This window comes from Haloferax sp. S2CR25 (genome assembly GCF_031624535.1).
Taxonomy (GTDB): Archaea; Halobacteriota; Halobacteria; order Halobacteriales; family Haloferacaceae; genus Haloferax; species Haloferax massiliensis.
Map to the genome: position 1 here is coordinate 263180 of NZ_JAMQOO010000004.1, position 23470 is coordinate 286649.

A 23470-nucleotide genomic window follows, 5' to 3' on the forward strand; every position below is an offset into this window, starting at 1 on the left:
CCTCGCTTCCGCGGCTGTGGACTCACGCCGCGTCGAGGTGGAACTCGACGACTGCGCCCTCGTCGTCCTCGGTCGCCGGGAGCCGAAGCTCGCCGCCGTAGGCCTCCACGATCCACTTCGAGAGCCAGAGGCCCAGCCCGTTGCCGTGGGCGAGGTCGCTCTCTTCGACGTTCTGTTCGATGAGTTCGCGCTGGTGGTCGGGGATGCCCGGCCCGTCGTCCGCGATTCGCACGACGACCTCGCTGCCGACGCGCTCGTAGGTGATTTCGACCGTCGGGGCGGGGCCGGCGTGTTCGAGCGCGTTCTCGACGATTTCGCGGAACGCGATTTTCAGCTTCTTCCCGCCGACGACCGCGGCGGAGTCGTCGCCGCGGACGGTGATAGTCGCCTCCGGGTTGGCCGCCGAGCGGTCGTCGACCAGCGGTTCGAGGAGCGCGCGCGGGTCGACCGTCTCGCCCTCGGGGTCGCTGTCGACGAGTTGGGTGACGGTCTTGACCTGGTCGCTCATCGTTCCGAGGTCGTCGCCGGTCGCTTTCAGTCGCTCGCCGATGTGGACGGTCGCGTCGTCGCCGCCGTCAGTGGCGAGTTGGTCGCCCCAGCCGAGGAGCAACTGCGCGGTGTGTCGGAGGTTGTGGCGGACGAGCCGATTGATGACCGCCGAGCGCTTGTACTGCTCGGACAGCTCGCGGGCTCGAATCCGGCGCACGTCGTTGAGACCGATGAGGACGTGCGCGACGGCGCTCACGCCGACGACCACGGCGGCGCTGAAAAGCGGCTCGCTGACCGTTCCGCCCGCGGCCCGCTGGTAGCTCCCGATGAGTGCGAGGACGAACGCGGTGACGACGACGCCGAGGAGGTTCCAACCGGCGACGCGGGCGATGTGAACGGTCTTGAGGTCGCTTCGGTAGACGACTGGGCCGAGGGCGACGAAGAGCACCGAGATGACGAGTCCGAAGGCCGCAGCGACGAGTCCCGCGAGGTCGGATGCGACCGAGCCGACGCTGTTCGAGACGATGGCGAACAGGGCCAGCCCGGTGAGACTGAGCGACCCTGCGCTGACGAGACGAGAGACGTTCACAGTTCGTTGACTCTCGTTGGAGTAATAACGTTTCTCTGAAACGAGTTGTCACTCGGCGTTGACGCGGTACGGGAGGCCCTCGGGGTCGAAGACGCCGTCGGCGTCGCACTGCGCCGACACCGGGCCGACGGTCGCCTCGCTGTCGGTCGGATACCACGCGCGGCCGGCCGGCGAGACGACGAAGCGGGCGTCCCGGTCGCCGACGAACACGAGCTCGCCGCCCTCGAACGATTCCAGCGGTTCGATGCCGAGCGCCTCGGTCAGAGACGCCACGAACGACTCCACGTCGGGGACGGCCATCCCGACCTCGGTCGCGCCGCGGAGGTCGGTCGCCGGGTCGAACTCGCCGGTCGCGTCGCCGTCGTAGCAGACGTACTCGACGACGTTGCCCTCGGGGTCCTCGAAGTAGACGGAGTCACAGCCGAGGAAGTCGAACCGGACGCTCGGCCCCTCGTCGGTGTCGAGCACGGTCACGCCCTCGCGGTCGGTCAGCCACGCGACCACGGAGTCGACCGCGGCGGAGACGGTGAACGCGAGGTGGCCGGGGTCGGTGTCGCCGAGTTCGAACCACAGAGTCGTCTCCCCGGCGGTCGCCGAGCGCTGCGACCCGGGAACGGCCGCGAAGCCGAGCGTCTCGACGTAGAACTCACACAGCGAGATGGGGTCGGTCGCGGCGAGGGCGACGCGGGTGAACTTCATGGTCCCACGTCACCGCGACGCGGTTTAACGGAATCGCTCGCGTCGGCCGACTCTGCCGCGGCGGCGGTCGGTGACCTGACCGGTGACCGCCGCAGCGGGCCGCACGGACTCGCCGCGACGGTCGAGCGTCGAAATCGCTTTCTCCCGGATGGACGAAACCGACGTATGAACGACTCGCAGGAATCGATTGCCGACCGCGAGTGGCGGCTGATTCGCGAGGAGGTCCGACCGGGACCGATGCAGATGGCGCTCGACGAGGTCGCGGGCGAGACGGCCGCCGCGGGCGGCCCCCGGACCGTCCGCGTCTACTCGTGGGAGCCGAGTTGCCTCTCGCTGGGCTACGGACAGGACCCGGAGACGGTCGACTGGGGCTACTGCGACCGCGAGGGAATCGACGTGACCCGCCGACAGACCGGCGGCGGCGGCATCTACCACGACCGCCACGGCGACGTGGCGTACTCCATCGCCGCGCCGAAATCGGAGCTACCGGGCGACCTCATGGACTGCTATCACCTGCTGTGCGAGCCGATTTTGGACGCGATTCGCGCGGTCGGCGTGGACGTGGACTTCGTCGACGACGACGTGCCCGTCATCTGGCATCCCGCCTGCTACCTGCGGGCGCTCCACCCCGCCCACGACATGGTCGCCGCGGGGCGGAAGGTCGCGGGCAACGCCCAGTACCGCCGCCGCGACGCCGTCGTCCAGCACGGCTCTCTCACCTACTCGGTGGACGCCGAGACGCACCTCGACGTGTTCGACGGCCACGACGTGACGCCCGAGGCGTTCCGCGAGCGCGTCGTCGGCATCGACGAACTCGCCGACGCCTCCCGCGGGGAGTTCGTCGCGGCGCTGACCGAGTCGCTCTCGGGGTTCGTCGACGCCGACGAGGGGTCGTGGACCGACGACGAACTCGACCGGGCGCGGGAGAAAGTCGAGGGGAAGTACCGCGCCGACGACTGGGTTCGCCGCCGGCCGGGGTCGCGGTCCGAGTGAGCGGCGGCCGGCCGGGCCGCCGACTCCGAAGTCCCTTTGTTCGGGTACCCCGTCGGACTCTCCATGCAAGTCGGCGCACACGTCTCGATGTCCAGTTCGAAGGTCTCCTCCGACGAGGAGACGCCACCGCACGGTAACGTCGCCAACGCCGTCTTCCGGCAGGTCGCCTTCGGCGGCAACTGCGGGCAGATTTTCACCACCTCGCCGCAGGTGTGGCGCGACCCCGACATCTCCGACGAGGAGGCCGAACTGTTCCGCGAGGAGACCGCCGACAAACTGGCCGGCCCGTGGGTCATCCACTCGTCGTATCTCGTCAACCTCTGTACGCCCAAAGACGGCCTCCGGCAGAAGTCGCTTGACTCGATGCAGACGGAGGTCGACATGGCCGACAAACTCGGCATCGAGTACGTGAACGTCCACCTCGGGGCCCACACCGGCGCGGGCGAACAGCAGGGCCTCGACAACGCCGTGTCCGTCCTCGACGACCTCGACATCCCCGACGGCGTCACCGTCCTCATCGAGTCCGACGCGGGGTCGGGAACGAAGATGGGCGACGACTTCGCCCACCTCGGCTACGTCCTCGAAGCGTCCGAACAGGACCTCGACGTCTGTCTCGACACCGCCCACGCGTTCGCCGCGGGCTACGACCTCTCGACGGCCGCGGGCGTCGACGAGACGTTCGAGGAACTCGACGCCGAGGTCGGTCTGGAGCACCTCAAGTGCGTCCACCTCAACGATTCGAAACACGAGTGCGGGACGAACAAGGACGAACACGCGCTCATCGGCGAGGGCCTCATCGGCGAGGAGGGCATGCGCGCGTTCATCAACCACGACGCCATCGTCGACAACGACGTGCCGCTCGTCTTGGAGACGCCCACCGAGGACGGCAAGGGCTTCGCGTGGAACATCGACCGCGTCCGCGAACTCCGCGCCGACGGGGAGTAAGCCGCCGAACGGGGGGCCGCTGAGCCCCCGCATCGACTGTTTCGACTGTTTTTTGGGTCGCCGCGCCCGACTCCGCGTGTGCGACGTTTCTCGGAATCGTACCTCCGGCGGACGCGAGAGGGCATGTGGGACGACTCCCGAGCGGCCCTCGCCGACCTCGACCTCGGCGGTCGGACCCGCATCCTCGACGTGGGCTGCGGGACCGGCGAGTTCACGCGCGTCCTCGCGGAGGCCGCCGACGCCCGCGTCGTCGGCGTCGACGCCGACACCGACCTGCTTTCTGTCGCCGCCGACCGCGCCGGCATCGAGGCGGTCGCCGGCGACGCGACCCGACTCCCCTTCGCCGCCGACAGTTTCGATTTGGTCGTCTGTCAGGCGCTCCTCGTGAACCTCCCCGACCCGACGGCCGCGCTCAGCGAGTTCGCCCGCGTCTCGTCGGACCTCGTGGCGACGGTCGAACCCGACAACGCCGCCGTCGGCGTCGATTCGACCGTCGAGGCGGAGGCCGCGCTCGACCGCCGGGTCAGAGACGCCTTCCGCGACGGCGTGGCGACCGACGTGGCGCTCGGCGACCGCGTTCGTGGACTGTTCGCCGACGCCGGCCTCTCGGTCGTCGGGACCCGTCGGTACCACCACCGCAAGCTGACCGAACCGCCGTACGACGACCACGACGTTCGGAGCGCGGCCAAGAAGGCGACCGGCGAGGGACTGGACCGCCACGAGGCCGACCTCCGCCGCGGGCTCGACGACGACTCCTACGAGTCAGTCCGCCGGGAGTGGCGCGAGATGGGCCGCGAGGTCGTCCAGCAGATTCGAGACGGCGAGTACCGCCGGGCCGAGGTCGTCCCGTTCGACGTGACGACGGGCCGGGTGTAGCCGGGCCTGCTCGTCGGGCCGAACCGATGGCCGAGTCACCGGCCGAAAAACGAGACCGTCCGTTCAGTAGCCGACCGCGAGCTGTTCGTGGACGGCGTCGCCGCTCTCCAGTTCGTCAGCGAAGGCGATTGCGAAGTCCTCCATCGAGATGCGGCTCTCGCCGTCCTCGTCGGCGACGAGTTCGCCGCGGGCGGTCCGGAACTCGCCGGTCCGCTCGCCGGGTTCGATGAGCGCCGCGGGCGCGACGTAGGTCCACCGCAGGTCGTCGGCGTCTTCGAGCAGGCCGTACGCCTCGATGGCGGCGCTCGCGACGGGTTTCCACTCCTCGGGGAACTCCGGCGAGTCGATGAGTCGCGTGTCGGGACCGACGTTCAGGATGCCCGCGCCGCCGGTCCAGACGAGGCGGTCGACCGAGGCGCGGCGCATTCCGTCGAGGACGGCGTCGAGCATCTCGACGAGCGCTTCGGGCGACTCGTCGCCGCTCGGGCCGAGCGCGGAGGCGACCGCGTCGTGGCCCGCGGCGAGTCGGGCGATTTGGTCTGCGTCGGTCGCGTCGCCGGCGACCGCCGAGAAGTTGGGGTCGTCGACGCCGTCGACCGCGCCGCTTCGGGAGACGCCCGTAACCGCGTGCCCGCGGTTCAGGAGTTCGTTGGCGATTCGAGTACCGATTCGGCCGCTCGCACCGAGGAGGAGTACGTTCATGATGGGTGTGTTGTGTGTCGTGGGTCGTGTTCGTCGTCCGGTTCGCCGCGACGATGCGGTTACATCGTCATACTTGGTCAACGAGGGTGAGTTTAATATACCTAAGCGAACCTCGGTGTGAGTAGGTCACACCGATGTCACCGCACCAGAGCCTCGAAGCGAAGTACGAACAGTGCCCGGTCATCAAGACGCTCGAAGAGATCGGGTCGCGGTGGCGGATGACGGTTATTCACGTGTTACGCGAGGGTGACCTCCGGTTCAACGAACTCAAGCGCGCGACGGGCGCGAACTCTCAGACGCTCTCGCGCGTGCTGGACGACCTCCAGGAGTTGGGGTACGTCGAGCGGGAGGTCGAAGACGGCAGCCCCATCGCAGTGTACTACTCGCTCACACGGAAGGGCGAAGAGCTGCTTCCGGCGTTCGACGACATCTACGAGTGGGGCGAAAAATGGATGTCTGCGGACGGCGGTGCGGAGTCGTAACCGGCGGCGCGCGGGCGCTCAGCCGAGGAACAGGTCGACGAAGTTCCCGTTCGACTTGCCGCGGTAGAGTTCCGAGTAGCCGCAGTTCGCACACGAGACGACGGTGAACTGGCGGTTCTGGATGTCGAACATCTTCGAGAGGCCGCTTCCCGTGGTTGCGATGGAGTCGATTTCGGTCTCGGAGTGGCCGCATTTCGGACAGCCGTCTCGGTCGGCGCTTGGTGGAGGGCTCATGTTGAACCGTTGAACTACCCCCGTGAAAAATGTACCTCCGAAACCACTTCCTTTCTCGCGCCCGCTGGTGAGCGTATGCCCGCCGGTGGTCTCGTGTTCCTCCTCTTCGTCCTCCTCAGCATCGGTGCCGCAGTCGCCCTCTACGCCGCGATTCGAGACGAGACGCGGGACCCGCCGACGATGAGCCGCGACGAGGCGGAGCGTCGCGCACGCGACGAGGGGATGCGCTACAACGAGGCGCGCGGCCGCGAGACCGACCGCGCCGACGACCGCGACTGGTAGCCGGTCGCCCCCGACTCGGTCCGGCCTCGACTCGGCTCCGCCCTCAGACCACGTCGCCGCGGACCGACGTGCCGGTCTGTTCGGCCCGGTAGGCTCGCATCGCCTCGACGGCCGTCTCGGCCTCGTCTCCCTCCAGTCCGAGCATCTCCAGCGCGCCCGAGAGCGTCGGGAAGGCGAACTCGCCGTTTCGGAGCTTCGACATCGCGTCCGACGACCGCTGGCCGTCGGCGTAGAGGCAGACGCCGCGGGGGTCGAGAATCTGCTCGTAGGCCTCGCGTTCGACCGCGCCCTTCAGCCGCTGGGTGACGTTGTCCTCGAAGGAGGCGTTGCACACTTCGAGGTGAACCGGTTCGTCGTCGTCGGGGAGCAGGTGGGCGGCGAGACACTTCTCGGGGGCCGCGTAGCCGTTTGTGTTGGCTCGAAGCAGGTCGGGATGCTCGCGAGCCCACTCGGCGCGGACGCTCTTGCCGACGCCCTTCACGCCGTGAGACCGCTCGAACGACTCGGCCGCGCCGGGGTCGCCGCGGAGGAGGATGTCTTTCGTCACGTACACGTCGAGTCGGTCGAGGGGGTCGAGGCCGAGCGCCACGTCGCCGTAGACCCACACCTCGCGGACCGGGACGGGGAGCGTCTCGGACTCGACGGCGTCGACGACGGCGGCAACGCGGTCGAGGGCGGCGTCTCTGTCCATCGACTGTCCCTGGGGGTCGGAGGGCCAAACCGGTTGCGACCGAGCGCGGTCGGGTCGTCGGCCGAGCGCGCGAGCGACGCCGCGGTCGCCCCGAGGCGAAACCCGTATCCCTCCTGCCGGGCAACCGACCGGCAATGGAGTGCGACAAGTGCGGCCGCGACGCGGTGATGCACGCGGCCTACTCCGGGGCCCATCTCTGCGACGACCATCTCTGCGCCTCGGTCGAGAAACGCGTGCGCCGCCGCATCCGCGAGGACAACATGCTTCCCCGCGACGCCAGCCCGGAGAACCCCCAGACGTGGGTCATCGGACTCTCCGGCGGCAAGGACAGCGTCGTCCTCACACACATCCTCGACGACACGTTCGGGCGCGACCCGCGCATCGAACTCGTCGCCCTCACCATCCACGAGGGCATCGAGGGCTACCGCGACAAGTCCGTCGACGCCTGCGTCGAACTCGCCGAGGACCTCGACATCCACCACGAACTGGTCACCTACGAGGACGAGTTCGGCGTCCAGATGGACGACGTGGTCGAAAAGGACCCCGAGAACATGGCCGCCTGCGCCTACTGCGGCGTGTTCCGCCGCGACCTGCTCGAACGCTTCGCCGACGACCTCGGCGCGGACAAACTGCTCACGGGCCACAACCTCGACGACGAGGCGCAGACGGCGCTCATGAACTTCTTCGAGGGCGACCTCAAGCAGGTCGCAAAGCATTTCGACGCCAGCATCGGCGACTTCGAGAAGCGCCGCGACGCCGGCGAGTTCATCCCGCGGGCCAAGCCGCTCCGCGACGTGCCCGAAAAGGAGGTCGCGCTCTACGCCCACCTGAAGGACCTCCCGGCGCACATCACCGAGTGTCCCCACTCCTCGGAGGCCTACCGCGCCGAGATTCAGCAGTTGCTGTTGAAACTCGAAGAGAACCACCCCGGCACCCGCCACTCCATCATGGCGGGCTACGAGGAGTTGGCCGAACTGACCGCCCGCGAGTACCGCGGCGAGGGCCGCGTCGACCTCAACGACTGCGAGCGCTGCGGGTCGAAGACCGCCGGCGACGTCTGTCGGAAGTGCCGGCTCATCGAGTCGATAGAAGCGGTCTGAGCGGGACGGACCTCGTTTTCGGCGCGTGTCTTACGGGTCGGACAGCGCCGGGTGTGGAGTCGCATCGACCGAGTCGGCGGCAGCGCTCACGGTCGAAAACACCACGTCAGCAAAAAGAACCCACGAAACCCGACGGGCGCGGCGGCGTCCGCGCGGGTCGGACGGGGCGTTACCGGATGACGTCGAGACCGTTGTTCTTCTCGACTTCGTCGCGGCCGCCGTCGGACCACGTGCCGCTCTGCGCCGTCTGGGCTCGTTCCGAGCTATCGAACTCCGAACCCGAACCCGAGTGCTGTTGTTGTGACTCGCGCGACTGGATGCTCTGACGCGACTTGTCGGCCTGCTTCTGCGTCGTCGGGCCGAGGACCTGCGCGGACTGGACGCCCGTCATGATGGCCATGACGCGGACTTTCCCCTTGTACTCGTCCTGAATGCGAGCGCCCCAGATGACGTTCGCGGCGGCTTCCAGTCGTTCGGTGATGTTGCTCGCGATTCCCTCGGCCTCCTTCAGCGTGAGGTCGGGACCGCCCGTGATGTGGACGAGACCGCCGGACGCACCGCGGTAGTCCACGTCCAAAAGCGGGTGGTTCATCGCGTCGTTGACCACCTCTTGGGTCTTGTTCTTGTCTTGGGTCTCGCCGACGAGCATCACCGCGACGCCGCCCTGATTCATGATGGTCGACATGTCGGCGTAGTCGAGGTTGATGAGCGACGGTTGGGTGATGGTCTCCGAGATGCCCTTGACGGTCTCGGCGATGATCTGGTCCATGACCGAGAACGCCTTGCCGATGGGCAGGTTCGGGACGTAATCGAGGAGGCGGTTGTTGTCCAGCACGATGATGGAGTCGGCCTCGTTCCGGAGGTTTTCGAGTCCCTCCTCGGCCTTGACCGTCCGGGCGCGCTCGACGTTGAACGGAGTCGAGACCATGCCCACGACGATTGCGCCCTGCTCCTTTGCGATCTTCGCGACGACGGGGGCCGCACCGGTCCCGGTGCCGCCGCCCATCCCCGCGGTGACGAACACGAGGTCGGCGTCGCCGAGCACGTCCTTGATCGTGCCCTGTGCCATCTCGGTTGCACGTTCACCCATCGACGGGTCACCACCGGCACCGAGACCCTGCGTCAGGGACTTCCCGACGAGGATTTTCGTGTCCGCTTCGATCATCTTCAGGTGCTGCTTGTCGGTGTTGATGGCGACCGTGTCGGCCCCCTCGACACCGATGTTGTACAGGCGGTTGATGGTGTTGTTGCCGGCACCACCGGCGCCGACGATGACGATTCGCGGGTCACCGAACTGGTCGTCGCTGTCGTCGAGCGACGACTGCGTCTTGCGCTCGGCCTCGTCCCGTTCCATCGCCTCGCGAACGATATCCTGCATAGTTACACCTTTGCCCAGCCGCGCTTGCTGGTAGATTCGCGCTGTCGCTTGTCTGTCGTCTGTTCATTGAGCATCTCGCGAACGGCGGAACGGATTGCTTCGGATCGGTTCGGGAACTCTCCCGTCTCGACCATCCGCTCGACCTCCTCGATCTGCTGCTTCGGAATTCGTAGTGTCACACGCTCCATGTTTACATTCCCCCGGTAAGACGGCGCGCCGCACTCGTGTGCGTGTGTCTTACACCCGGAAACCGACGGACGACGCCGGGTTTCGGGCCGTCGTCGGGTGGCTGTAAGACAACCGTCTTACGCGATAATCACCACAGAGGGATAGAATATAAATGTAACGGCGATTGTAAGACAGGAGCTGAATATCCCGTATAGGGGGCTTTAATCGCCGGTTATGCTTGTTCCAGAACGTCGGCCGCGGGTGTCCGACGGCCGCAGTCGGGGCAGAACGCCCAGTCGGAGCGGAGCTCGTCCCCGCATTCACAGAACACGCGGTGGGACGTCTTCTCGCCGCAGTTCGGGCAGTACACGTGGTCTGGACCCACGGATTCGCCACATTGGCTACAGCTCATCTCGGAGCCGTCCGCGTCTGCAGACTCCAGTTCGTTCCGTGTCTTACGAACCGTATCCGGGGTCGATTCGCCGTCGACGCCCGCGTTTACGCGGGATTCGTCGCTCGAACCATCGACGTTGATGTTGACGTTCAACTCCGAGGGCGTCGGACGTTCGGCCTCGCGGGCCGCCGCGGCTTCCTCGACGAGCGACGGGAGGCGTTCGTCCAGTCGGTCGTCGACGAGTTCCTCGACCCGCGCCGAGAGCGCACCGTCCAGCCCGTCGTCCCCGGCGGCGGTGTCGGACGCGTCGCCCGCGGCGTCGTCACGTTCCAACTCGTCGAGGTACTGACGGAGCGCCTCGCGCATCACCTCGCTTTTCGAGGTGTCGAGGCGGTCCAGACGCTCGACGAGGGCGTCGTCGGCGCGGAACGTGATTTTACTCATTACTCGGGGATTATCTCGGCGGCATATCAATGTTCGCACGTGTCTGACACACAGCACACGCACGCGGCGGCGAGAATGATAATGGTTAAACGCGTCGACCGGATAGCAGTCGGTGACCGCTCTTAGCTCAGCCTGGCAGAGCAGCCGACTGTAGATCGGCTTGTCCCCCGTTCAAATCGGGGAGAGCGGATTGAATTTCAACACCCACGAGCGGAGCGAGCGGTGTTGTACGTGAAGGACGTCTCGACCCGATTTGAGCAGCGAGCAACGCGAAGCGTTGCGAGTGAGTTCAAATCGGGGAGCGCGGGCCATCGTCGAGAGGGGACACGGCCACACTCGTTTTCGATTCTCCGCCGCCAAATCCCTCACGAACAATCGGAGTATATCTCGCCGCGACCCCGTGATTTACTGCCGTCTACCCGCAACCCGACAGCATGAATCTTCGACCGCTCGGCACGACCGGATTCGACGTCTCTGAAATCGCGCTGGGTACGTGGCAACTCGGCGGAAGCTGGGGTTCGGTGACCGACGAGGAGGCGTACGACGCCATCGAGGCCGCCCTCGACGCGGGCATCAACTTCCTCGACACCGCGGACGTGTACGGCGACGGCGACAGCGAGCGCCGAATCGGAGACGTGCTCGCCGACCGCGACGACGACGTCACCGTCGCCACCAAGGCGGGGCGTCGGCTCGACCCGCACGAGGCCGACGGCTACAACCGCGAGAACCTCGAACGGTTCGTGGACCGAAGCCGGGACAACCTCGGCGTCGACTCGCTCGACCTCGTACAGCTTCACTGCCCGCCGCGGGACGTGTACTACCGACCCGAGGTGTTCGACGCGCTCTCGGAGCTCCGCGACGCCGGGAAGATAGACCACTACGGCGTGAGCGTGGAGAAGGTCGAAGACGGGCTCAAGGCCATCGAGTACGACGGCGTGGAGACGGTCCAGATTATCTTCAACCCGCTTCGACAGCGACCCGCGGAGCTGTTCTTCCGGGAGGCCGAGCGCCGGAACGTCGGCGTCATCGTTCGCGTCCCGCTCGCGTCGGGGCTGCTCACCGGTGCCCTCTCCGAGGACGCCGAGTTCGGCGAGGACGACCACCGGAACTTCAACCGACACGGCGAGGCGTTCGACGTGGGCGAGACCTTCGCCGGAATCCCGTTCGAAGACGGCCTCGCCGCCGCGGACGCGATACAGGAGGTCGTCCCCGAGGGGGTGTCTCTCGCGCAGTTCACGCTCCGCTGGATTCTCTCGTTCGACGCCGTGAGCACCGTCATCCCCGGGTCGAAGTCGCCCGAACACATCCGCGACAACGTCGCCGCGGCGTCGCTCCCGCCGCTGTCGGCCGACCAGTTCCAGCGCGTCGAAGAGGTCTACGACGCGTACGCGCGAGAGCACGTTCACCATCGGTGGTAAGCTAGCCCAGTCGCGGGCTCGGGGTGTGACTCCGCGGTTCCGTGGACGGACGGATAGTTGCTACCCTCCCACAGAAGACACTTACCACCCGACACGTTCGGTTCCGGTAGTGCCCTCCCGCAAGACGCTTCTTTTGGCAGTCGCCGTTGGGGTCGCGCTCGTCGGCGGGTCGGTTGCGCTCGACGCGACGACCCCCGACAGGACGTACACCTACGAGGCGAGAGAACTGTCTCCCGCTCCTGAGGACGCTGCCGAGGCCGTCGTGGACGACACCACGGTCGACCCGGCGGGGCCGTCGGCGGTGTTCGTCGCCAGCGACGGTCCCGGTGACCGACCGGAACGGACGGCACTCCGCGATGCCGCAAACGGGTCTCGAACGAAGGCAGAGTTCCCCGACTCGCTCGTCGACCGCCGGTACGCCGTCGTCGGGACTAGCGGCATCACCTCGGACGTCGATGAGGTCTACCGCCTCCACGAACGCGAGGACGATGGGACGGTGCGAGTCACCGCCGAGCGAGTCGCGTTGCACGCGTTCTACGACGAGCTCGCGGTCTCCGCCACCACCCCGCGACGACGCGAACTCGTTCGAACGGGGGAACTTCGGACACACGAACGCCTTACTGCGGTTCTCATCGCGTACGACGGGCGGTACTACCGCGTGACCCAGCCACCGCTATCAGTCCGATTCGAGGGTGTGAGAACCGACCTCCACAACGCGGGGTACGTGCTCGGAAACGGGATTGTACTCGTCGCGGGGGTGTGGTACGTCCTCGAACGGTGGGGGCGATACGTCTGGGGAGATGGCCCCGAGGTCCGTCGCTGACGGCCAGCGAGAAACCCGGCGAGACCGGGACGGCCGAACCCCCCGCTTCGCTATATTCAAGTACAGTTTCGCCAATGAAATTCTAGTGGCAGTCACGTTCGACCTCTTCGGTACGCTCGTCGACGCCGAGTACCCGTCAGACCCCGGTGCGGCGGTCGCAGACGCGCTCCGCGAGTACGGCGTCGCCGTCCCCGACGACTGGGACGACGCCTACCGCGAGGTCCACATCGACGCGCCCGAGGGCGCGGAAGTCCCGCTTCCGGCCCACGTCGCCGCGGCGCTCCGCTCTCGGGGCGTCGACTCGCCGGACAACGCCGCCCGACGAGCAGTCATCACGGCGTTCGACCCCGAGGTGACCACCCGTCCCGGCGCGGTCGACGCGGTCGCGGCTGCCCGCGAGGCCGGCGCGGTCGGCCTCCTCTCGAACTGCTCGGTCCCCGAACTCGTCGCTCGGACGCTCATCCGGTCGGACCTCGACCGGCGCGGCTTCGACGACATCACGACGAGCGTCGCCTGCGGGTGGCGAAAACCCCACCGGCAGGCGTTCGAGGCGGCCGCCCGCGGCCTCGGCGTCGACGCGGCCGAGCTGGTCCACGTCGGCGACGACCCGGACGCAGACGGCGGTATCGAGGCGGTCGGCGGCCGGTTCGTGAACCTGCGGGAGACGACGCTCGAATCGGTCGCGGCGAGACTGCGCGCCGGGGAGGACCCGTGCCCGTGACCGCCGCGGCCGCCGTCGTCGCCGCCGCGGCGCTGGACAGGGGCTTCGCCGAACCCCCAGCACGTATCCACCCGGTCGCGCTGTTCGGCCGACTCGTCTCGCCCGTCGACCGCGAGTGGTCCCGTCCGACGCTGGTCGGCGGGGTCGCCGCGGTCGCGCTTCCGGCGCTCGCCGCGGGCGTCACCGCGGGTGCGACGTGGGCCGCGACGCTCGCCTCGCCGTGGCTCGGCGCGGCCGTTGCCGCGCTCGCGCTGTTTTCGACCACGAGCCTTCGCATGTTGCTCGACGCGGCCGAGACGGTCGTCTCGGCGACGGCAGACGAGTCAGACCTCGACGCGGCCCGGTACGAACTCCGGGCGCTGGCCGGGCGCGACCCGTCGTCGCTCTCGGCGGCCGACATCCGGAGCGCCGCCGTCGAGAGCGCCGCGGAGAACCTCGCCGACGGCCTCGTCGCCCCCTTGCTCGCGTTTGCGCTCCTCGCGCCCGTCTCGCTCTCGCTCGCGGTCGGCGCGGCCGCGTGGGTGAAAGGCGTCAACACGCTCGATTCGATGCTCGGTTACCGACACAAGCCGGTCGGCCGCGTTCCGGCCCGCCTCGACGACGCGGTGATGTGGGTCCCGGCGCGCGTCTCGGCGGTCTTACTGGCCGTCGTCGCCGGCGCGCCGGCCGCGGTGACGCGGGTCGGCGAGCTGGCGCGGCGGCCGTCGTCGCCCAACTCGGGGTGGCCGATGGCGACGCTCGCGGTCCTCCTCCAAACGCGACTGGAAAAGCCCGGTCACTACCTGCTCGACGGGGGGCCGGAGGCTCCCGACGCGGCGACCGCCGCGCGGGGCGTCCGACTCGTCTCGCGGGCCGGCCTCCTCGCGTTCGCAGTCGCGGGGGTGGTCGCGTGGTTCTGACCGCCCTCCGCGGCGCGCTCGGCTTCCTCACCCGCCTCCCCGTCGGCGGCGACGAGTCCAACTGGGACGCGTTCAGGCGCGCGCCCGCGACGTTCCCGCTCGCCGGCTACGTCGTCGGCGCGCTGGCCGCGCTCCCGTTTTTGCTCCCCCTGCCGATACCGACCGCGGCCGCGCTGTACCTCGTGACGCTGTACCTCGTGACGGGCGTCACCCACGCCGACGGCCTCGCGGACCTCGGCGACGCCGCGGTCGTCCACGGCGACGCCGACCGCCGGCTGTCGGTCCTGAAAGACTCGCAGACGGGGGTCGGCGGCCTGCTCGCGTTCGGGCTGACGCTCGTCGTCCTCGCGCTCGGCGCGTTCGGCCTCGCGGGCGCGGGGGGTCGCGTCGGCCTCACGGCCGCCGTCGCAATCGCGCTCGCCGCCGAGGTCGGCGCGAAAGCCGGCATGGCGACGCTGGTGTGTCTCGGCGCGCCCGCCCACGAGGGACTCGGCTCGGCGCTCGTCGGCGAGAACAGCCCGTCGGGGCTCCTCGCCGTCGCCGTGGCCTGCCTCCCGGTCGTCGCGCTCGCGCCGGTCACGGGCGGTCCCGCCGTCGTCGCGGCGCTCTGCTGCGGGCCGGTCGTCGCGCTGCTCGTCCGCTCGTGGGGTCGCGCCCGACTCGGCGGCGTCTCGGGCGACCTGCTCGGCGCGACGAACGAACTGGCCCGCGCCGCGGCCGTCCACGCGGGGGTGGTGACGTGGACGCTCTCGTGATGTGCGGCGGCCGCGGCACCCGCCTCGACGCGCCGGTCGAAAAGCCGCTCGTGGACATCTGCGGGCGGCCCATGCTCGACCGAGTCGCCGCGGCGCTCCGCGATTCGAGCGTCGGGACCGTCCGCGCGGTCACCTCGCCGCACACGCCGAACACCCGCGACCGCGCCGCCGACCTCGGTCTCGACCCCATCGAGGCGCCCGGCGACGGCTACGTCTCGGACCTCGGATACGCGTTAGACCGCGTCTCTCGGCCGGTCGTCACCGTCGTCTCCGACCTGCCGCTCGTCGCTCCCGAACACGTCGACGCGGTCGTCGCGGCCGCGGACGGCGGGGCCGCCACCGCGTGCGTCCCCGTCGAACTGAAGCGCGACCTCGGAGCCAGCATAGACGACGCGCTCGTGTTCGACCACGAGGGGACCGCCGTCTGCCCGACTGGGCTGGGCGTCGTCGGTCCCGCGGGCGCAGACGCCGATATCGACGCCGAGACGAACGCCGGCACTGACACCGACGCAGACACAGACACCGATTCGACCATGTACCTCTCCGCAGATTCCAGACTGGCACTCAACGTGAACCGCCCGACAGACATCGCGCTCGCGGAGGACCGATGCGAGTAGTCCTCGTCGCCGGCACGACCGAGACGGCGAAGATTCCCGGCATCAGCGCCGCGGGCGCGGACCCGTCGCTCGTCGGCCACACGCCGAGCGCCGACGCCGAAATCATCGAGTACGGCGAGCCCGTCCGCTCGCCGGTGACGCCGGTCAGTCCGACGGGCTGTCCGACGCCCGCGGCCGTCACCCGCGCCGTCAAACAGCTCACCGGGTTCGACGTGCTCACCGTGGACGCCGGCCTCGCCAAGCCGAGCGCCGCGCCGACCATCGACGTGGGCGCGCGACCCGGCCGCGACATCCGCGAGAGCGAGCCGGTCCCGACCGCGCCCGGCGCGTTCGAGGCGGCCCGCCGGATGGGCCTCGCGCTCCCCGAAGACGAACTCGTCATCGGCGAGACCGTCCCCGGCGGGACGACCACCGCGCTCGCCGTGTTCCGCGCGCTCGGCGAGGAGTTCCCCGTCTCGTCGTCGCTCCCGGACAACCCGACGAGCCTGAAAGAGGATGTCGTCGCCGAGGCGTTCGAGGCCAGCGACGTCGAACCCGGCTTCGCGGCCCACAAACCCCGGCGCGCCGCCCGCTATCTCGGCGACCCGGTGCTCCCGGTCGTCGCCGGCCTCACCGTCGGCGCGCTCGAAAACGGCGTCGACGTGACGCTCGGCGGCGGGACCCAACTGCTCGCGGCCGCCGCGCTCGCCCGCCACGCCGGCGCGAGCGGCGACCTGACGCTCGCCACCACGTCGTACCTCGCCGAGGACGTGCCCGAACTGGCCGACGCCGCCGAGGCGTTCGACCTCGAACTGACCGTCACCGACCCCGGCTTCGAGACGCACCCGCTGGACCGCTACGCCGCGGGCGAGGCCAAGGAGGGCGCGGGCATGGGCGGCGCGCTCATGCTCGCCGACCGGATGGGCGTCCTCGACGACGTGGAGGCGGCCACGCTCGACGTGCTCTCGACGCTGGACCCCGAGGCAGTCGAGACCGGGACCGGAACCGGAACCGCGGCGGCCGACGCCGGCGGCGCCGACGCCGACATCGACGATGGACCCTGAATCCGTCCGCGCGGGGAGCCGCGTCCCCCACGGCGGGACCACCGACCCGACCGTCCTCGACTTCAGCGCGAACACCAACCCCGAGCGACCCGACGACGTCGAGGCCGTGTATCGGGAGGCGTTCGACGCCGCGACCCGCTACCCCGACGACGACTACGCCGACTTCCGGGCGGCCGCCGGCGACTACGTCGGCTGTGTCCCCGAAGCGGTCGTGCCGACCGCGGGCGGCCTCGAAGCCCTGCGGCTCGCGTTCGAGGTGACGCTCTCGCCGGGCGACACCGCGCTCGTCCCCGAACCGAGCTTCGGCGAGTACGACCGCGAGATTCGCCTGCAGGGGGCGGAGCCGGTGGCGGTCGCCCACGACGAACTCCTCGACGCCGACCCCGCGGGCCACGCGGTCGCGGTCGTCTGCACGCCCAACAACCCGACGGGTGAACTCGCGTCCGCGTCCGACCTCCGGGCGTTCGCGGCGCGCTGTCGCGAGGCCGACACAGTTCTCGTCGTCGACGAGGCGTTCCTCGACTTCACCGACGAGCCGAGTCTCGCGGGCACATCCGGCGTCGTCGTCGCCCGGTCGCTGACGAAGATGTTCGGCCTGCCGGGCATCCGCGCCGGGTTCGCCGTCGCCGTCGGCGACCTCGGCGACCGACTCGCCGTGGCCCGGCGGGCGTGGTCGCTCTCGACGCCCGCGGCCGCCGTCGGCGCGCACTGCATGCGGGACGAGGCGTTCGTCTCGCGCACCCGAGCGCGCGTCACAGACGAACGCGAGCGACTCCGCGAGACGCTGTCTGAGGCCTTCGACGTCTCCCCGTCGGACGCGCCGTTTCTCCTCGTGGACGTCGGCGACCGCGACGTCGACGCGGTGGTCGAGACCGCCCGCGACCGCGGCGTCGCCGTCCGGGACGCGACGACGTTTCCGACGCTCGACTCGCACGTCCGCGTCGCGGTGAAACGCCCGGACGAGAACGACGAACTGCTCCGGGCGCTCGCCGCTGTCGCCGACGATGTTTGAGGCGACGCGCCGCGACGGCGTCTGCCGGCTGGTTCGCCCGGAGACGCGCTGGCTCTCGACTGGCTACGCCGGCGGCGAGTCGCGGGCCGACGCCGCGTTCAACGTCACCGTCCCCGAGGGCTGGCCCGAGACCGACCTCGACGCGTATATCGAACGGCGGCTCTCGGCGGCCGGCTTCGACGAGCGCGGACCGACGCTCCTGACTGGCGTGGGGCAGGAACACGCCCGGCGCGCCCGGTTCGGCCCGGTCGAAGTCGTCGCCACCGCGGGCGTGTCGAACCCGGCGGAACTGCCGATAGACGGCGAGCCGAGCGACTGGGACGACGCGTCGCCCGCCTCGGACGCGGCGGCCGGCGACGACCGAGAGGAGCGGGACGACCCGGTCGGAACGGTCAACGTCCTCGTCGGGACGACGCGGTCGCTGGAGCCGGGCGCGCTCGCCAACCTCGTCGCCGTGGCCGCCGAGGCGAAGGCGGCGACGCTCCTCGCGCGCTGCGGCGCGCCGGGGACGACGACCGACGCGGTGGTCGCCGCGTGCGACCCCGCCGGCGACCCGGTGACGTTCTCGGGGAGCGCGACCGAGGTCGGCAACGCGGCGCGGGTCTGCGTCCGCGACGCGGTGCGCGCGAGCCTCGATTCGCGGTACGACGCCGACTCGATTCCGCGGGGCGTCGGCGAGGCGAGTTACGGCGTCGTCGCCGACGAGCGCGCGACCGTCTCTCCGATCTGAGAACTGCCGGCCAAACGCCTTCTCGGCCGAGAAATCGACGCTGGTAGCTAAGTGGTTCCCGCAGAAGCCTTGATTATGGTCGGTAGCTAGCACGTTGGTATGGACCCCGGTTCCGTTTCCGACGTCGGCCACGTGACCCACGGCGGGACCGCCGACCACTCGCTCGTCGATTTCAGCACCGGCTCGAACCCGGAGCGACCGTCCGGTCTCGCCGGCGTCTACGAGTCGGCGCTCTCCACGGCGCGGCGGGACTCGCTGGACGACTTCTCGCGGTTCCGCGTCGCCGCCGCGGAGTTCGTCGGCTGTAACCCCGACGAGGTCGTCCCCGCCGCGGGCGTCGTCGAGGCGATGCGGCTCGCGGTGGGCGTGACCGTCTCGCCGGGTGACAGCGTGGCGCTTCCGGCTCCCTGCTGTGGCGAGTACGCCCGCGAAATCCGGCTCCAAGGGGGCGAACCGGTCCACGTACCGCACGACAGACTCTTGGAGCGCGTCGACCCCGCCGCGCACGCGGCGGTGGTTCTCAGCTACCCCGCGAACCCCGTCGGGACGGCGTACCCGAGAGGCGAGCTTCGGGCGTTCATCGACGACTGTCGCCGGGCCGACACGCCCGTCGTCGTCGACGAGTCGTACCTCGGATTCACGCGCCTCCCGAGCACGGCCGGCCTCGACGGCGTTATCGCGCTCCACTCGGTGACGAACGTCTTCGGCGTCCCCTCGCTCCGAGCGGGCTTCGCGGCCGCGACCGGCGACCTCGGCGACCGGCTCTCGCGGGCGCGCTGTACGCGGGTGCTGTCGGCCCCCGCGGTGGAGGTGGCGACCTTCTGTCTCGAACAGGACGACTTCCTCGAAGCGACGCGCGACCGGGTCGAGCGGGAGCGCCCGCGGATACTCGCGGAGTTGGACCGACTCGGCTACGACCCCCACCCCGCCGACAGCGCGCTCGTGTTGTTCCGCGCCGCCGACGTCGACCGCGTGCTCCGCGAGACTCGGCGGCGCGGCTTCGCCGTCCGCGACGCCCGCGACTATCGGGGTCTCGACTCGCACGTCAGAATCAACGTCCGCCGCCCGGACGAAAACGACAGCCTGCTCGACGCGCTCGCCGAGGCGGCCTGAGCGCCGCGTCGACGCCGCCGACCCGACTCACGGGCGCGAGCCGCACCGACCGACGGTCTCAGCTTCGTTCCGGGCGGGGCGCGAGACTCGTTTGCACGCCGTGATTCGAACAGACGTCACCGATTCAGGTACACGATGAACGCGATGGCGAGGAGGGTCGCGTACACCGCGAACGTCGAGTCTTCGACCACGAAAGCGAACGATTGGATAACTATTCTGAACATCGGTGGTCGTTTCACACCATGATGTCCTCGCTATTAATGTTCGTTACCTATTGACACGATGTTCGTCGGCGCGCGTCCATCCCGTTCCGAACACTTATGCGAAATCGCCGGACACGTGGGGGCATGGTCGAGGCGTTCGCCGTCGCCAGCGGGAAGGGCGGCACCGGGAAGACGACGAGTACGCTCGCGCTGGGGATGGCGCTCGCCGAGGACTACGACGTGACCGTCATCGACGCGGACACGGGCATGGCGAACCTGCTTTTCCACGCCGGATTGGACGACGCCGACGTGACGCTCCACGACTTACTCGTCGACGAGCGCGACGCCGCGGTGTCCGACGCGGTGTACGAGCGATTCGGCATGTCGGTCGTCCCCTGCGGGACGAGCCTCGCGGCGTTCGAGGCCGCGGACCCCGGCCGTCTCCGCGACGTGGTCGCCGAACTCGCCGCCGGCACGGACGTGCTCCTCCTCGATTCGCCCGCCGCGCTCGGCTCGAAGAGCGCGGTGCTCCCCGTCGTCCTCGCGGACCGCATCGTCGTCGTCCTCCAACCCACCGTGCCGTCTCTGTCCGACGGGCTGAAAGTCCAGGAGTACGCCCACTCCTACGGCACCGACACGGCGGGCGTGGTGTTCAACCGCGTGCGCCCCGACGAGAACGTGGATACAATCGCCGAGCAGGCCGGCCGCTACTTCGGCGGGCAGACGCTCGCGTCGGTTCCCGAGAGCGACGCGGTCCGCGCGGCCCGCCGCGAGGGGAAACCCCTCCTCGCACACGCGCCCGACGGCCCGGCCGCTGACGCCTTCCGCGAGGCGGCCGCCCGACTCGACGTGCGCGACGGTGACGGCCGCGAGGTCGCAGAGCGGTTCAAAAGCGCCGTCGTCCCCGAGCGGATATGAGAATTCCACGGGGCGAACTCCGCCGGTCGCGCGTCGTCGACGACGCCGCGGCGGTGCTTCGGACGGTGCTCGACGAGGAACTCACCGGGTACGTCGTCTTCGAGCCGCAGGACGCGCTGCTCCTCGGCGAGGCCACCCGCGGCGTCGTCACGTTCGAAGACGGGGTCCCCGTCCTCGCCTACGACACGGAGCGCGAGGTCGGCGGCCGCGACGGGCTGGAGGGGTTCGCCGTCACCGGCCCGACCCGCGCCGCGGTCCACGCCGTCGACGCCGACGCCCTCGCGGACGCCCACGAGGTCGAGGCGTTCCGCGTCCCGCCGGGCGAGCCGGCCCGCGTCCTCGCCGGCGACGAGCGGTTGGCGGCGAAGACCCTCGACGCCGCCCCCGACGCCCGTCGCGAGGAGGGCCGCGACCAGAGCGCGGTCGAATCGTTCCTCGCCGACGCCGACGCCATCGAGGAGATTCGGTCCGAGGCCCGCGAGGAGGCTCGCGCGCGGGCGTCGGAGTGGGGACTCGACGACGTGCTGGCCGACGACGCCGGCGATGCCAACCCCGGCGACGACGCTGACGCCGCCGCGATAGACGCCGGCTCAGACAGTCGCTGACACGCTTCTCGACGGCTGAGAACCGTCTTCTGTGGCTATCGCTCTGCGGCGTCTCTACGGAAGTATGTCCGCCGAGAAATCCCAGACTCAGACCCTGACCTTCGCCGTCGCCGCGGCAGCCGAATCGCCGACCGAGACCCGCGTCTCCGCCCGCGACTTCGAGTTCGTCGTCGACGAGCCGCAGTCGCTCGGCGGGGAGAACGCCGGACCGAACCCCGTCGAGTACGTCCTCGGCGCGCTCGCCGGCTGTCTGAACGTCACGTCCCACGTCGTCGCCCGCGAGATGGACCTCGACGTTCGGGACCTCGAAATCGCCATCGAGGGCGACCTGGACCCCGGGAAGTTCATGGGCAAGCGCGAGGACGGCGCGCCGGCTACGAGGAGATCCGCGTCGCGGTCACCGCCGACGTCGACGCCGACGCCGAGACCATCGGCGCGTGGCTCTCCGCGGTCGAAGCGCGCTGTCCGGTCAGCGACAACCTGAACAACGCGACGCCGCTCGCGCTCTCGTTCGACCGGCGGGAGTGAGCGACGGTCGCCCCGCGGGGACAGAGCCAAACCGCCGTCCTCCGTAGTGCCCCTGTGACCGTCCTGCGCCTCCTCCGACTCCGCCGCCCGGCCGACTTCGCGGACTGGTACCGAATCGGTGCCGAGTACGTCCACGACGTGGCCGCGGGGATGGGGCTCCGCGTCGGCGACTTCGAGTCGCGGGTGGTCCGCGCGACGGACGCCATGCGGGCGGGGCGGACCGACCTGCCGCCGGACCTCGCCCGCTCCGTCGCCGCCGACCTGCTGGCCGACGCGGTGTTTTGCGACCCGTTCTGTCAGTGGATGCCGTTGTGGTACGAACTCGGCCTCGCGGCCCCGTGTGCCTACGCCGAGTACCGGCTCCGCCGGGTCGCCGAACAGTACGCCGACGACCTCCCGCACCTGTCGGTGCCGCGGTTTTCTCGCCCGGAAGACGTGTACGTCGACGGCCGGCCCGCGACGGCGTACGTCGACGGCTTCGCCGAGCGGTTCGTCCTCGCCGACGCCGTCCTCCACCTGGAGTGGTTCGCCTACGTCGCCCGCGAGTCGGGCATCTTCGTCCCCCCGATGTTGATCGAGCGGACCAGAGAGCAGACCGTCGCCTACTACGCCGGCCGACGGGCGGAACTCGACCCCGACGTGCGGACCTTCCAGCGACTGCTGTTTTCGGACGACGAGTGGGTCCGCCGCATCGCCGACGTGTACGACGTCGACAGCGTCCTGTTCGACTACTGGGCGCGAACCCTCGCGCGGGAGCGCCGCCGACTGTCGACGTTCGACGGCTGACCGACCGGTCGCCGAGGTGTGCGTTCAGTGCACACGCATCATATGACATTTAAAAAATGTTTTAACGGTGGAGGTAGTACGCGTCTACTGCAGGTAGATACCTGCACTTGGGTTGCGTATACCGGGGAGGTTTTTCCCCAGTGTCCGTGGAGTGCGGGCGGGTGCCCGGTCGTCCGCGCTCTTCCTTCTCATCCGTCGAGCCGCGCGTTCGTCGCGCAAACGGTATCGGCTTCGGCGTCGGTCACGCCTCGGGGAGTTCGACAGCGCCGAGTTGCGTGAGCATGCCGAGCATGTCCGGCTGGACCCACCGCTCGGCGATCACGCCGTCTTCGATGCGGGTGAACACCATGTTTCCCACCTCGATGGACTTCCCGGTCGGTTCGATGCCCATGAACGCGCCGTCGTGGGTCCCGCGGAGCGTGACGCGCATCGCGACCGTGTCGCCCGCCGAAACCGTGTCTTCGACCGTCGCCGAGAAGTCGCTGAACGACGCTTTGAGCCCCGAAATCTGGGCTTTGAGTTCGTCGCGTCCGCGGACCTCGCCGAGCGGACTGTGGTCGCGGACGTCCGCGGCGCAAATCTCGTCGACGAGGCCGATGTTCCCCTCGCTCGCGACTTCCTCCGGGAAGCGTCGAGCGAGTCGCTCGTTCCCGGTCGGCGTCGGTGTCGGTGTGCTTGCTGATGCCATCTCTGTGTTTCCTTCTGTCGCACCCGTCCACAGACGGCAACCCTCTCACTTCCCGTCGGCGGCGGATACACCAGCGTATACGCCGTGCGAGATGTTAACTATTATTCGTTGTAAATAGAGTGTCGCGGAAGCGTCTGTGTTTTGT

General features: G+C 69.4%; 28 protein-coding genes, 1 tRNA gene and 2 pseudogenes. 21 read left to right on the forward strand and 10 right to left on the reverse strand.

The features are described from left to right. Positions 1-22: 22 nt before the first annotated feature. A complete protein-coding gene (locus NDI65_RS12290) occupies positions 23-1078 on the reverse strand; it encodes a sensor histidine kinase (RefSeq protein WP_310893693.1) in 1056 nt (351 codons plus the stop codon). Positions 1079-1126: 48 nt separating this feature from the next. Further along, entirely contained in the window at positions 1127-1777 is a 651-nt protein-coding gene (locus NDI65_RS12295) for a VOC family protein (protein WP_089779305.1), read from the reverse strand. A gap of 165 nt (positions 1778-1942) precedes the next feature. On the opposite strand from NDI65_RS12295, the gene NDI65_RS12300 reads away from it, so the two are divergent. The 3 genes from NDI65_RS12300 to NDI65_RS12310 all read left to right on the forward strand — a co-directional run bounded on the left by NDI65_RS12300 (position 1943) and on the right by NDI65_RS12310 (position 4591). Next, a complete protein-coding gene (locus tag NDI65_RS12300) occupies positions 1943-2770 on the forward strand; it encodes a biotin/lipoate A/B protein ligase family protein (RefSeq protein ID WP_310893694.1) in 828 nt (275 codons plus the stop codon). A gap of 63 nt (positions 2771-2833) precedes the next feature. Then, the gene (locus NDI65_RS12305) at positions 2834-3715 is read left to right on the forward strand and encodes a deoxyribonuclease IV (RefSeq protein WP_089779301.1); all 882 of its coding nucleotides are present in this window, start codon (positions 2834-2836) and stop codon (positions 3713-3715) included. 123 nt (positions 3716-3838) lie between these two features. Next, entirely contained in the window at positions 3839-4591 is a 753-nt protein-coding gene (locus NDI65_RS12310) for a methyltransferase domain-containing protein (protein ID WP_089779936.1), read from the forward strand. Positions 4592-4654: 63 nt separating this feature from the next. Here NDI65_RS12310 and NDI65_RS12315 read toward each other — a convergent pair whose 3' ends face one another. Next, positions 4655-5293, reverse strand: coding sequence for an NAD(P)H-binding protein (locus tag NDI65_RS12315; protein ID WP_089779299.1), 639 nt, complete (start codon positions 5291-5293; stop codon positions 4655-4657). A 134-nt stretch (positions 5294-5427) separates the two neighbouring features. Between NDI65_RS12315 and NDI65_RS12320 the strand changes: the two genes are divergently transcribed. Continuing rightward, on the forward strand, positions 5428-5775 hold the full coding sequence (locus NDI65_RS12320) for a helix-turn-helix domain-containing protein (protein ID WP_089779297.1): 348 nt from the start codon (positions 5428-5430) through the stop codon (positions 5773-5775). 18 nt (positions 5776-5793) lie between these two features. On the opposite strand, the gene NDI65_RS12325 is transcribed toward NDI65_RS12320, so the two are convergent. Next, a complete protein-coding gene (locus NDI65_RS12325; protein ID WP_007274834.1) occupies positions 5794-6009 on the reverse strand; it encodes a zinc ribbon domain-containing protein in 216 nt (71 codons plus the stop codon). A gap of 75 nt (positions 6010-6084) precedes the next feature. Between NDI65_RS12325 and NDI65_RS12330 the strand changes: the two are divergent. Further along, positions 6085-6270, forward strand: a pseudogene (locus NDI65_RS12330) (hypothetical protein); the annotation flags it as partial. A 64-nt stretch (positions 6271-6334) separates the two neighbouring features. Here NDI65_RS12330 and NDI65_RS12335 read toward each other — a convergent pair. Beyond that, the gene (locus tag NDI65_RS12335) at positions 6335-6982 is read right to left on the reverse strand and encodes a hypothetical protein (RefSeq protein ID WP_089779295.1); all 648 of its coding nucleotides are present in this window, start codon (positions 6980-6982) and stop codon (positions 6335-6337) included. Positions 6983-7116: 134 nt separating this feature from the next. Between NDI65_RS12335 and NDI65_RS12340 the strand changes: the two genes are divergently transcribed. Next, the gene (locus tag NDI65_RS12340; RefSeq protein ID WP_004970384.1) at positions 7117-8082 is read left to right on the forward strand and encodes a TIGR00269 family protein; all 966 of its coding nucleotides are present in this window, start codon (positions 7117-7119) and stop codon (positions 8080-8082) included. Between the two features lie 169 nt (positions 8083-8251). Here the strand turns inward: NDI65_RS12340 and ftsZ are convergent, their stop codons facing one another. The 3 genes from ftsZ to NDI65_RS12355 all read right to left on the reverse strand — a co-directional run bounded on the left by ftsZ (position 8252) and on the right by NDI65_RS12355 (position 10466). Next, positions 8252-9460: a cell division protein FtsZ gene (ftsZ, locus tag NDI65_RS12345; RefSeq protein ID WP_007274830.1), complete on the reverse strand. Its 1209-nt coding sequence runs from the start codon at positions 9458-9460 to the stop codon at positions 8252-8254. A gap of 2 nt (positions 9461-9462) precedes the next feature. Further along, positions 9463-9648, reverse strand: coding sequence for a ribbon-helix-helix domain-containing protein (locus NDI65_RS12350; protein ID WP_004970382.1), 186 nt, complete (start codon positions 9646-9648; stop codon positions 9463-9465). Positions 9649-9860: 212 nt separating this feature from the next. Beyond that, a complete protein-coding gene (locus NDI65_RS12355) occupies positions 9861-10466 on the reverse strand; it encodes a zinc ribbon domain-containing protein (protein ID WP_089779293.1) in 606 nt (201 codons plus the stop codon). A 116-nt stretch (positions 10467-10582) separates the two neighbouring features. On the opposite strand from NDI65_RS12355, the gene NDI65_RS12360 reads away from it, so the two are divergent. From NDI65_RS12360 to NDI65_RS12410, 11 genes are all read left to right on the forward strand, one after another. Continuing rightward, a tRNA-Tyr gene (locus tag NDI65_RS12360) sits at positions 10583-10656 on the forward strand. Between the two features lie 244 nt (positions 10657-10900). Then, positions 10901-11884 (forward strand): aldo/keto reductase, encoded by a 984-nt coding sequence (locus NDI65_RS12365; RefSeq protein ID WP_089779291.1) that lies wholly within the window; start codon positions 10901-10903, stop codon positions 11882-11884. A 109-nt stretch (positions 11885-11993) separates the two neighbouring features. Continuing rightward, positions 11994-12707: a hypothetical protein gene (locus NDI65_RS12370; protein ID WP_089779289.1), complete on the forward strand. Its 714-nt coding sequence runs from the start codon at positions 11994-11996 to the stop codon at positions 12705-12707. Positions 12708-12792: 85 nt separating this feature from the next. Next, a complete protein-coding gene (locus NDI65_RS12375) occupies positions 12793-13428 on the forward strand; it encodes an HAD family hydrolase (protein ID WP_089779286.1) in 636 nt (211 codons plus the stop codon). Next, positions 13419-14327, forward strand: coding sequence for a CobD/CbiB family cobalamin biosynthesis protein (locus NDI65_RS12380; protein WP_310893695.1), 909 nt, complete (start codon positions 13419-13421; stop codon positions 14325-14327). The genes NDI65_RS12375 and NDI65_RS12380 overlap by 10 nt, the downstream gene beginning before the upstream one ends. Beyond that, on the forward strand, positions 14318-15082 hold the full coding sequence (gene cobS, locus NDI65_RS12385) for an adenosylcobinamide-GDP ribazoletransferase (RefSeq protein WP_089779282.1): 765 nt from the start codon (positions 14318-14320) through the stop codon (positions 15080-15082). Before NDI65_RS12380 ends, cobS begins: the two co-directional genes overlap by 10 nt. Next, a complete protein-coding gene (locus NDI65_RS12390) occupies positions 15082-15699 on the forward strand; it encodes an NTP transferase domain-containing protein (RefSeq protein ID WP_310893719.1) in 618 nt (205 codons plus the stop codon). The genes cobS and NDI65_RS12390 overlap by 1 nt, the downstream gene beginning before the upstream one ends. Next, positions 15690-16742, forward strand: coding sequence for a nicotinate-nucleotide--dimethylbenzimidazole phosphoribosyltransferase (locus tag NDI65_RS12395; protein WP_089779278.1), 1053 nt, complete (start codon positions 15690-15692; stop codon positions 16740-16742). Before NDI65_RS12390 ends, NDI65_RS12395 begins: the two co-directional genes overlap by 10 nt. Further along, positions 16732-17754 carry a threonine-phosphate decarboxylase CobD gene (gene cobD, locus NDI65_RS12400; RefSeq protein WP_310893696.1) on the forward strand — a complete coding sequence of 341 codons (1023 nt, stop codon included), beginning with the start codon at positions 16732-16734 and terminating at the stop codon, positions 17752-17754. The genes NDI65_RS12395 and cobD overlap by 11 nt, the downstream gene beginning before the upstream one ends. Continuing rightward, positions 17747-18484, forward strand: coding sequence for an adenosylcobinamide amidohydrolase (locus tag NDI65_RS12405; RefSeq protein ID WP_089779276.1), 738 nt, complete (start codon positions 17747-17749; stop codon positions 18482-18484). Before cobD ends, NDI65_RS12405 begins: the two co-directional genes overlap by 8 nt. Before the next feature lie 99 nt (positions 18485-18583). Next, the gene (locus NDI65_RS12410) at positions 18584-19597 is read left to right on the forward strand and encodes a histidinol-phosphate transaminase (protein ID WP_089779274.1); all 1014 of its coding nucleotides are present in this window, start codon (positions 18584-18586) and stop codon (positions 19595-19597) included. 116 nt (positions 19598-19713) lie between these two features. Here the strand turns inward: NDI65_RS12410 and NDI65_RS12415 are convergent, their stop codons facing one another. Beyond that, the gene (locus NDI65_RS12415) at positions 19714-19836 is read right to left on the reverse strand and encodes a hypothetical protein (protein ID WP_255516715.1); all 123 of its coding nucleotides are present in this window, start codon (positions 19834-19836) and stop codon (positions 19714-19716) included. Positions 19837-19944: 108 nt separating this feature from the next. Between NDI65_RS12415 and NDI65_RS12420 the strand changes: the two genes are divergently transcribed. The 4 genes and pseudogenes from NDI65_RS12420 (at position 19945) to NDI65_RS12435 (ending at position 22637) form a co-directional block, all read left to right on the forward strand. Then, positions 19945-20718 (forward strand): P-loop NTPase, encoded by a 774-nt coding sequence (locus tag NDI65_RS12420; protein WP_089779272.1) that lies wholly within the window; start codon positions 19945-19947, stop codon positions 20716-20718. Further along, on the forward strand, positions 20715-21323 hold the full coding sequence (locus NDI65_RS12425; protein WP_089779270.1) for a hypothetical protein: 609 nt from the start codon (positions 20715-20717) through the stop codon (positions 21321-21323). The genes NDI65_RS12420 and NDI65_RS12425 overlap by 4 nt, the downstream gene beginning before the upstream one ends. 64 nt (positions 21324-21387) lie before the next feature. Beyond that, positions 21388-21851, forward strand: a pseudogene (locus NDI65_RS12430) (OsmC family protein). Positions 21852-21905: 54 nt separating this feature from the next. Further along, positions 21906-22637 carry a hypothetical protein gene (locus NDI65_RS12435; protein ID WP_089779266.1) on the forward strand — a complete coding sequence of 244 codons (732 nt, stop codon included), beginning with the start codon at positions 21906-21908 and terminating at the stop codon, positions 22635-22637. Positions 22638-22878: 241 nt separating this feature from the next. On the opposite strand, the gene NDI65_RS12440 is transcribed toward NDI65_RS12435, so the two are convergent. Then, entirely contained in the window at positions 22879-23325 is a 447-nt protein-coding gene (locus tag NDI65_RS12440; protein WP_007274815.1) for an ester cyclase, read from the reverse strand. Between the last annotated feature and the right edge of the window lie 145 nt (positions 23326-23470).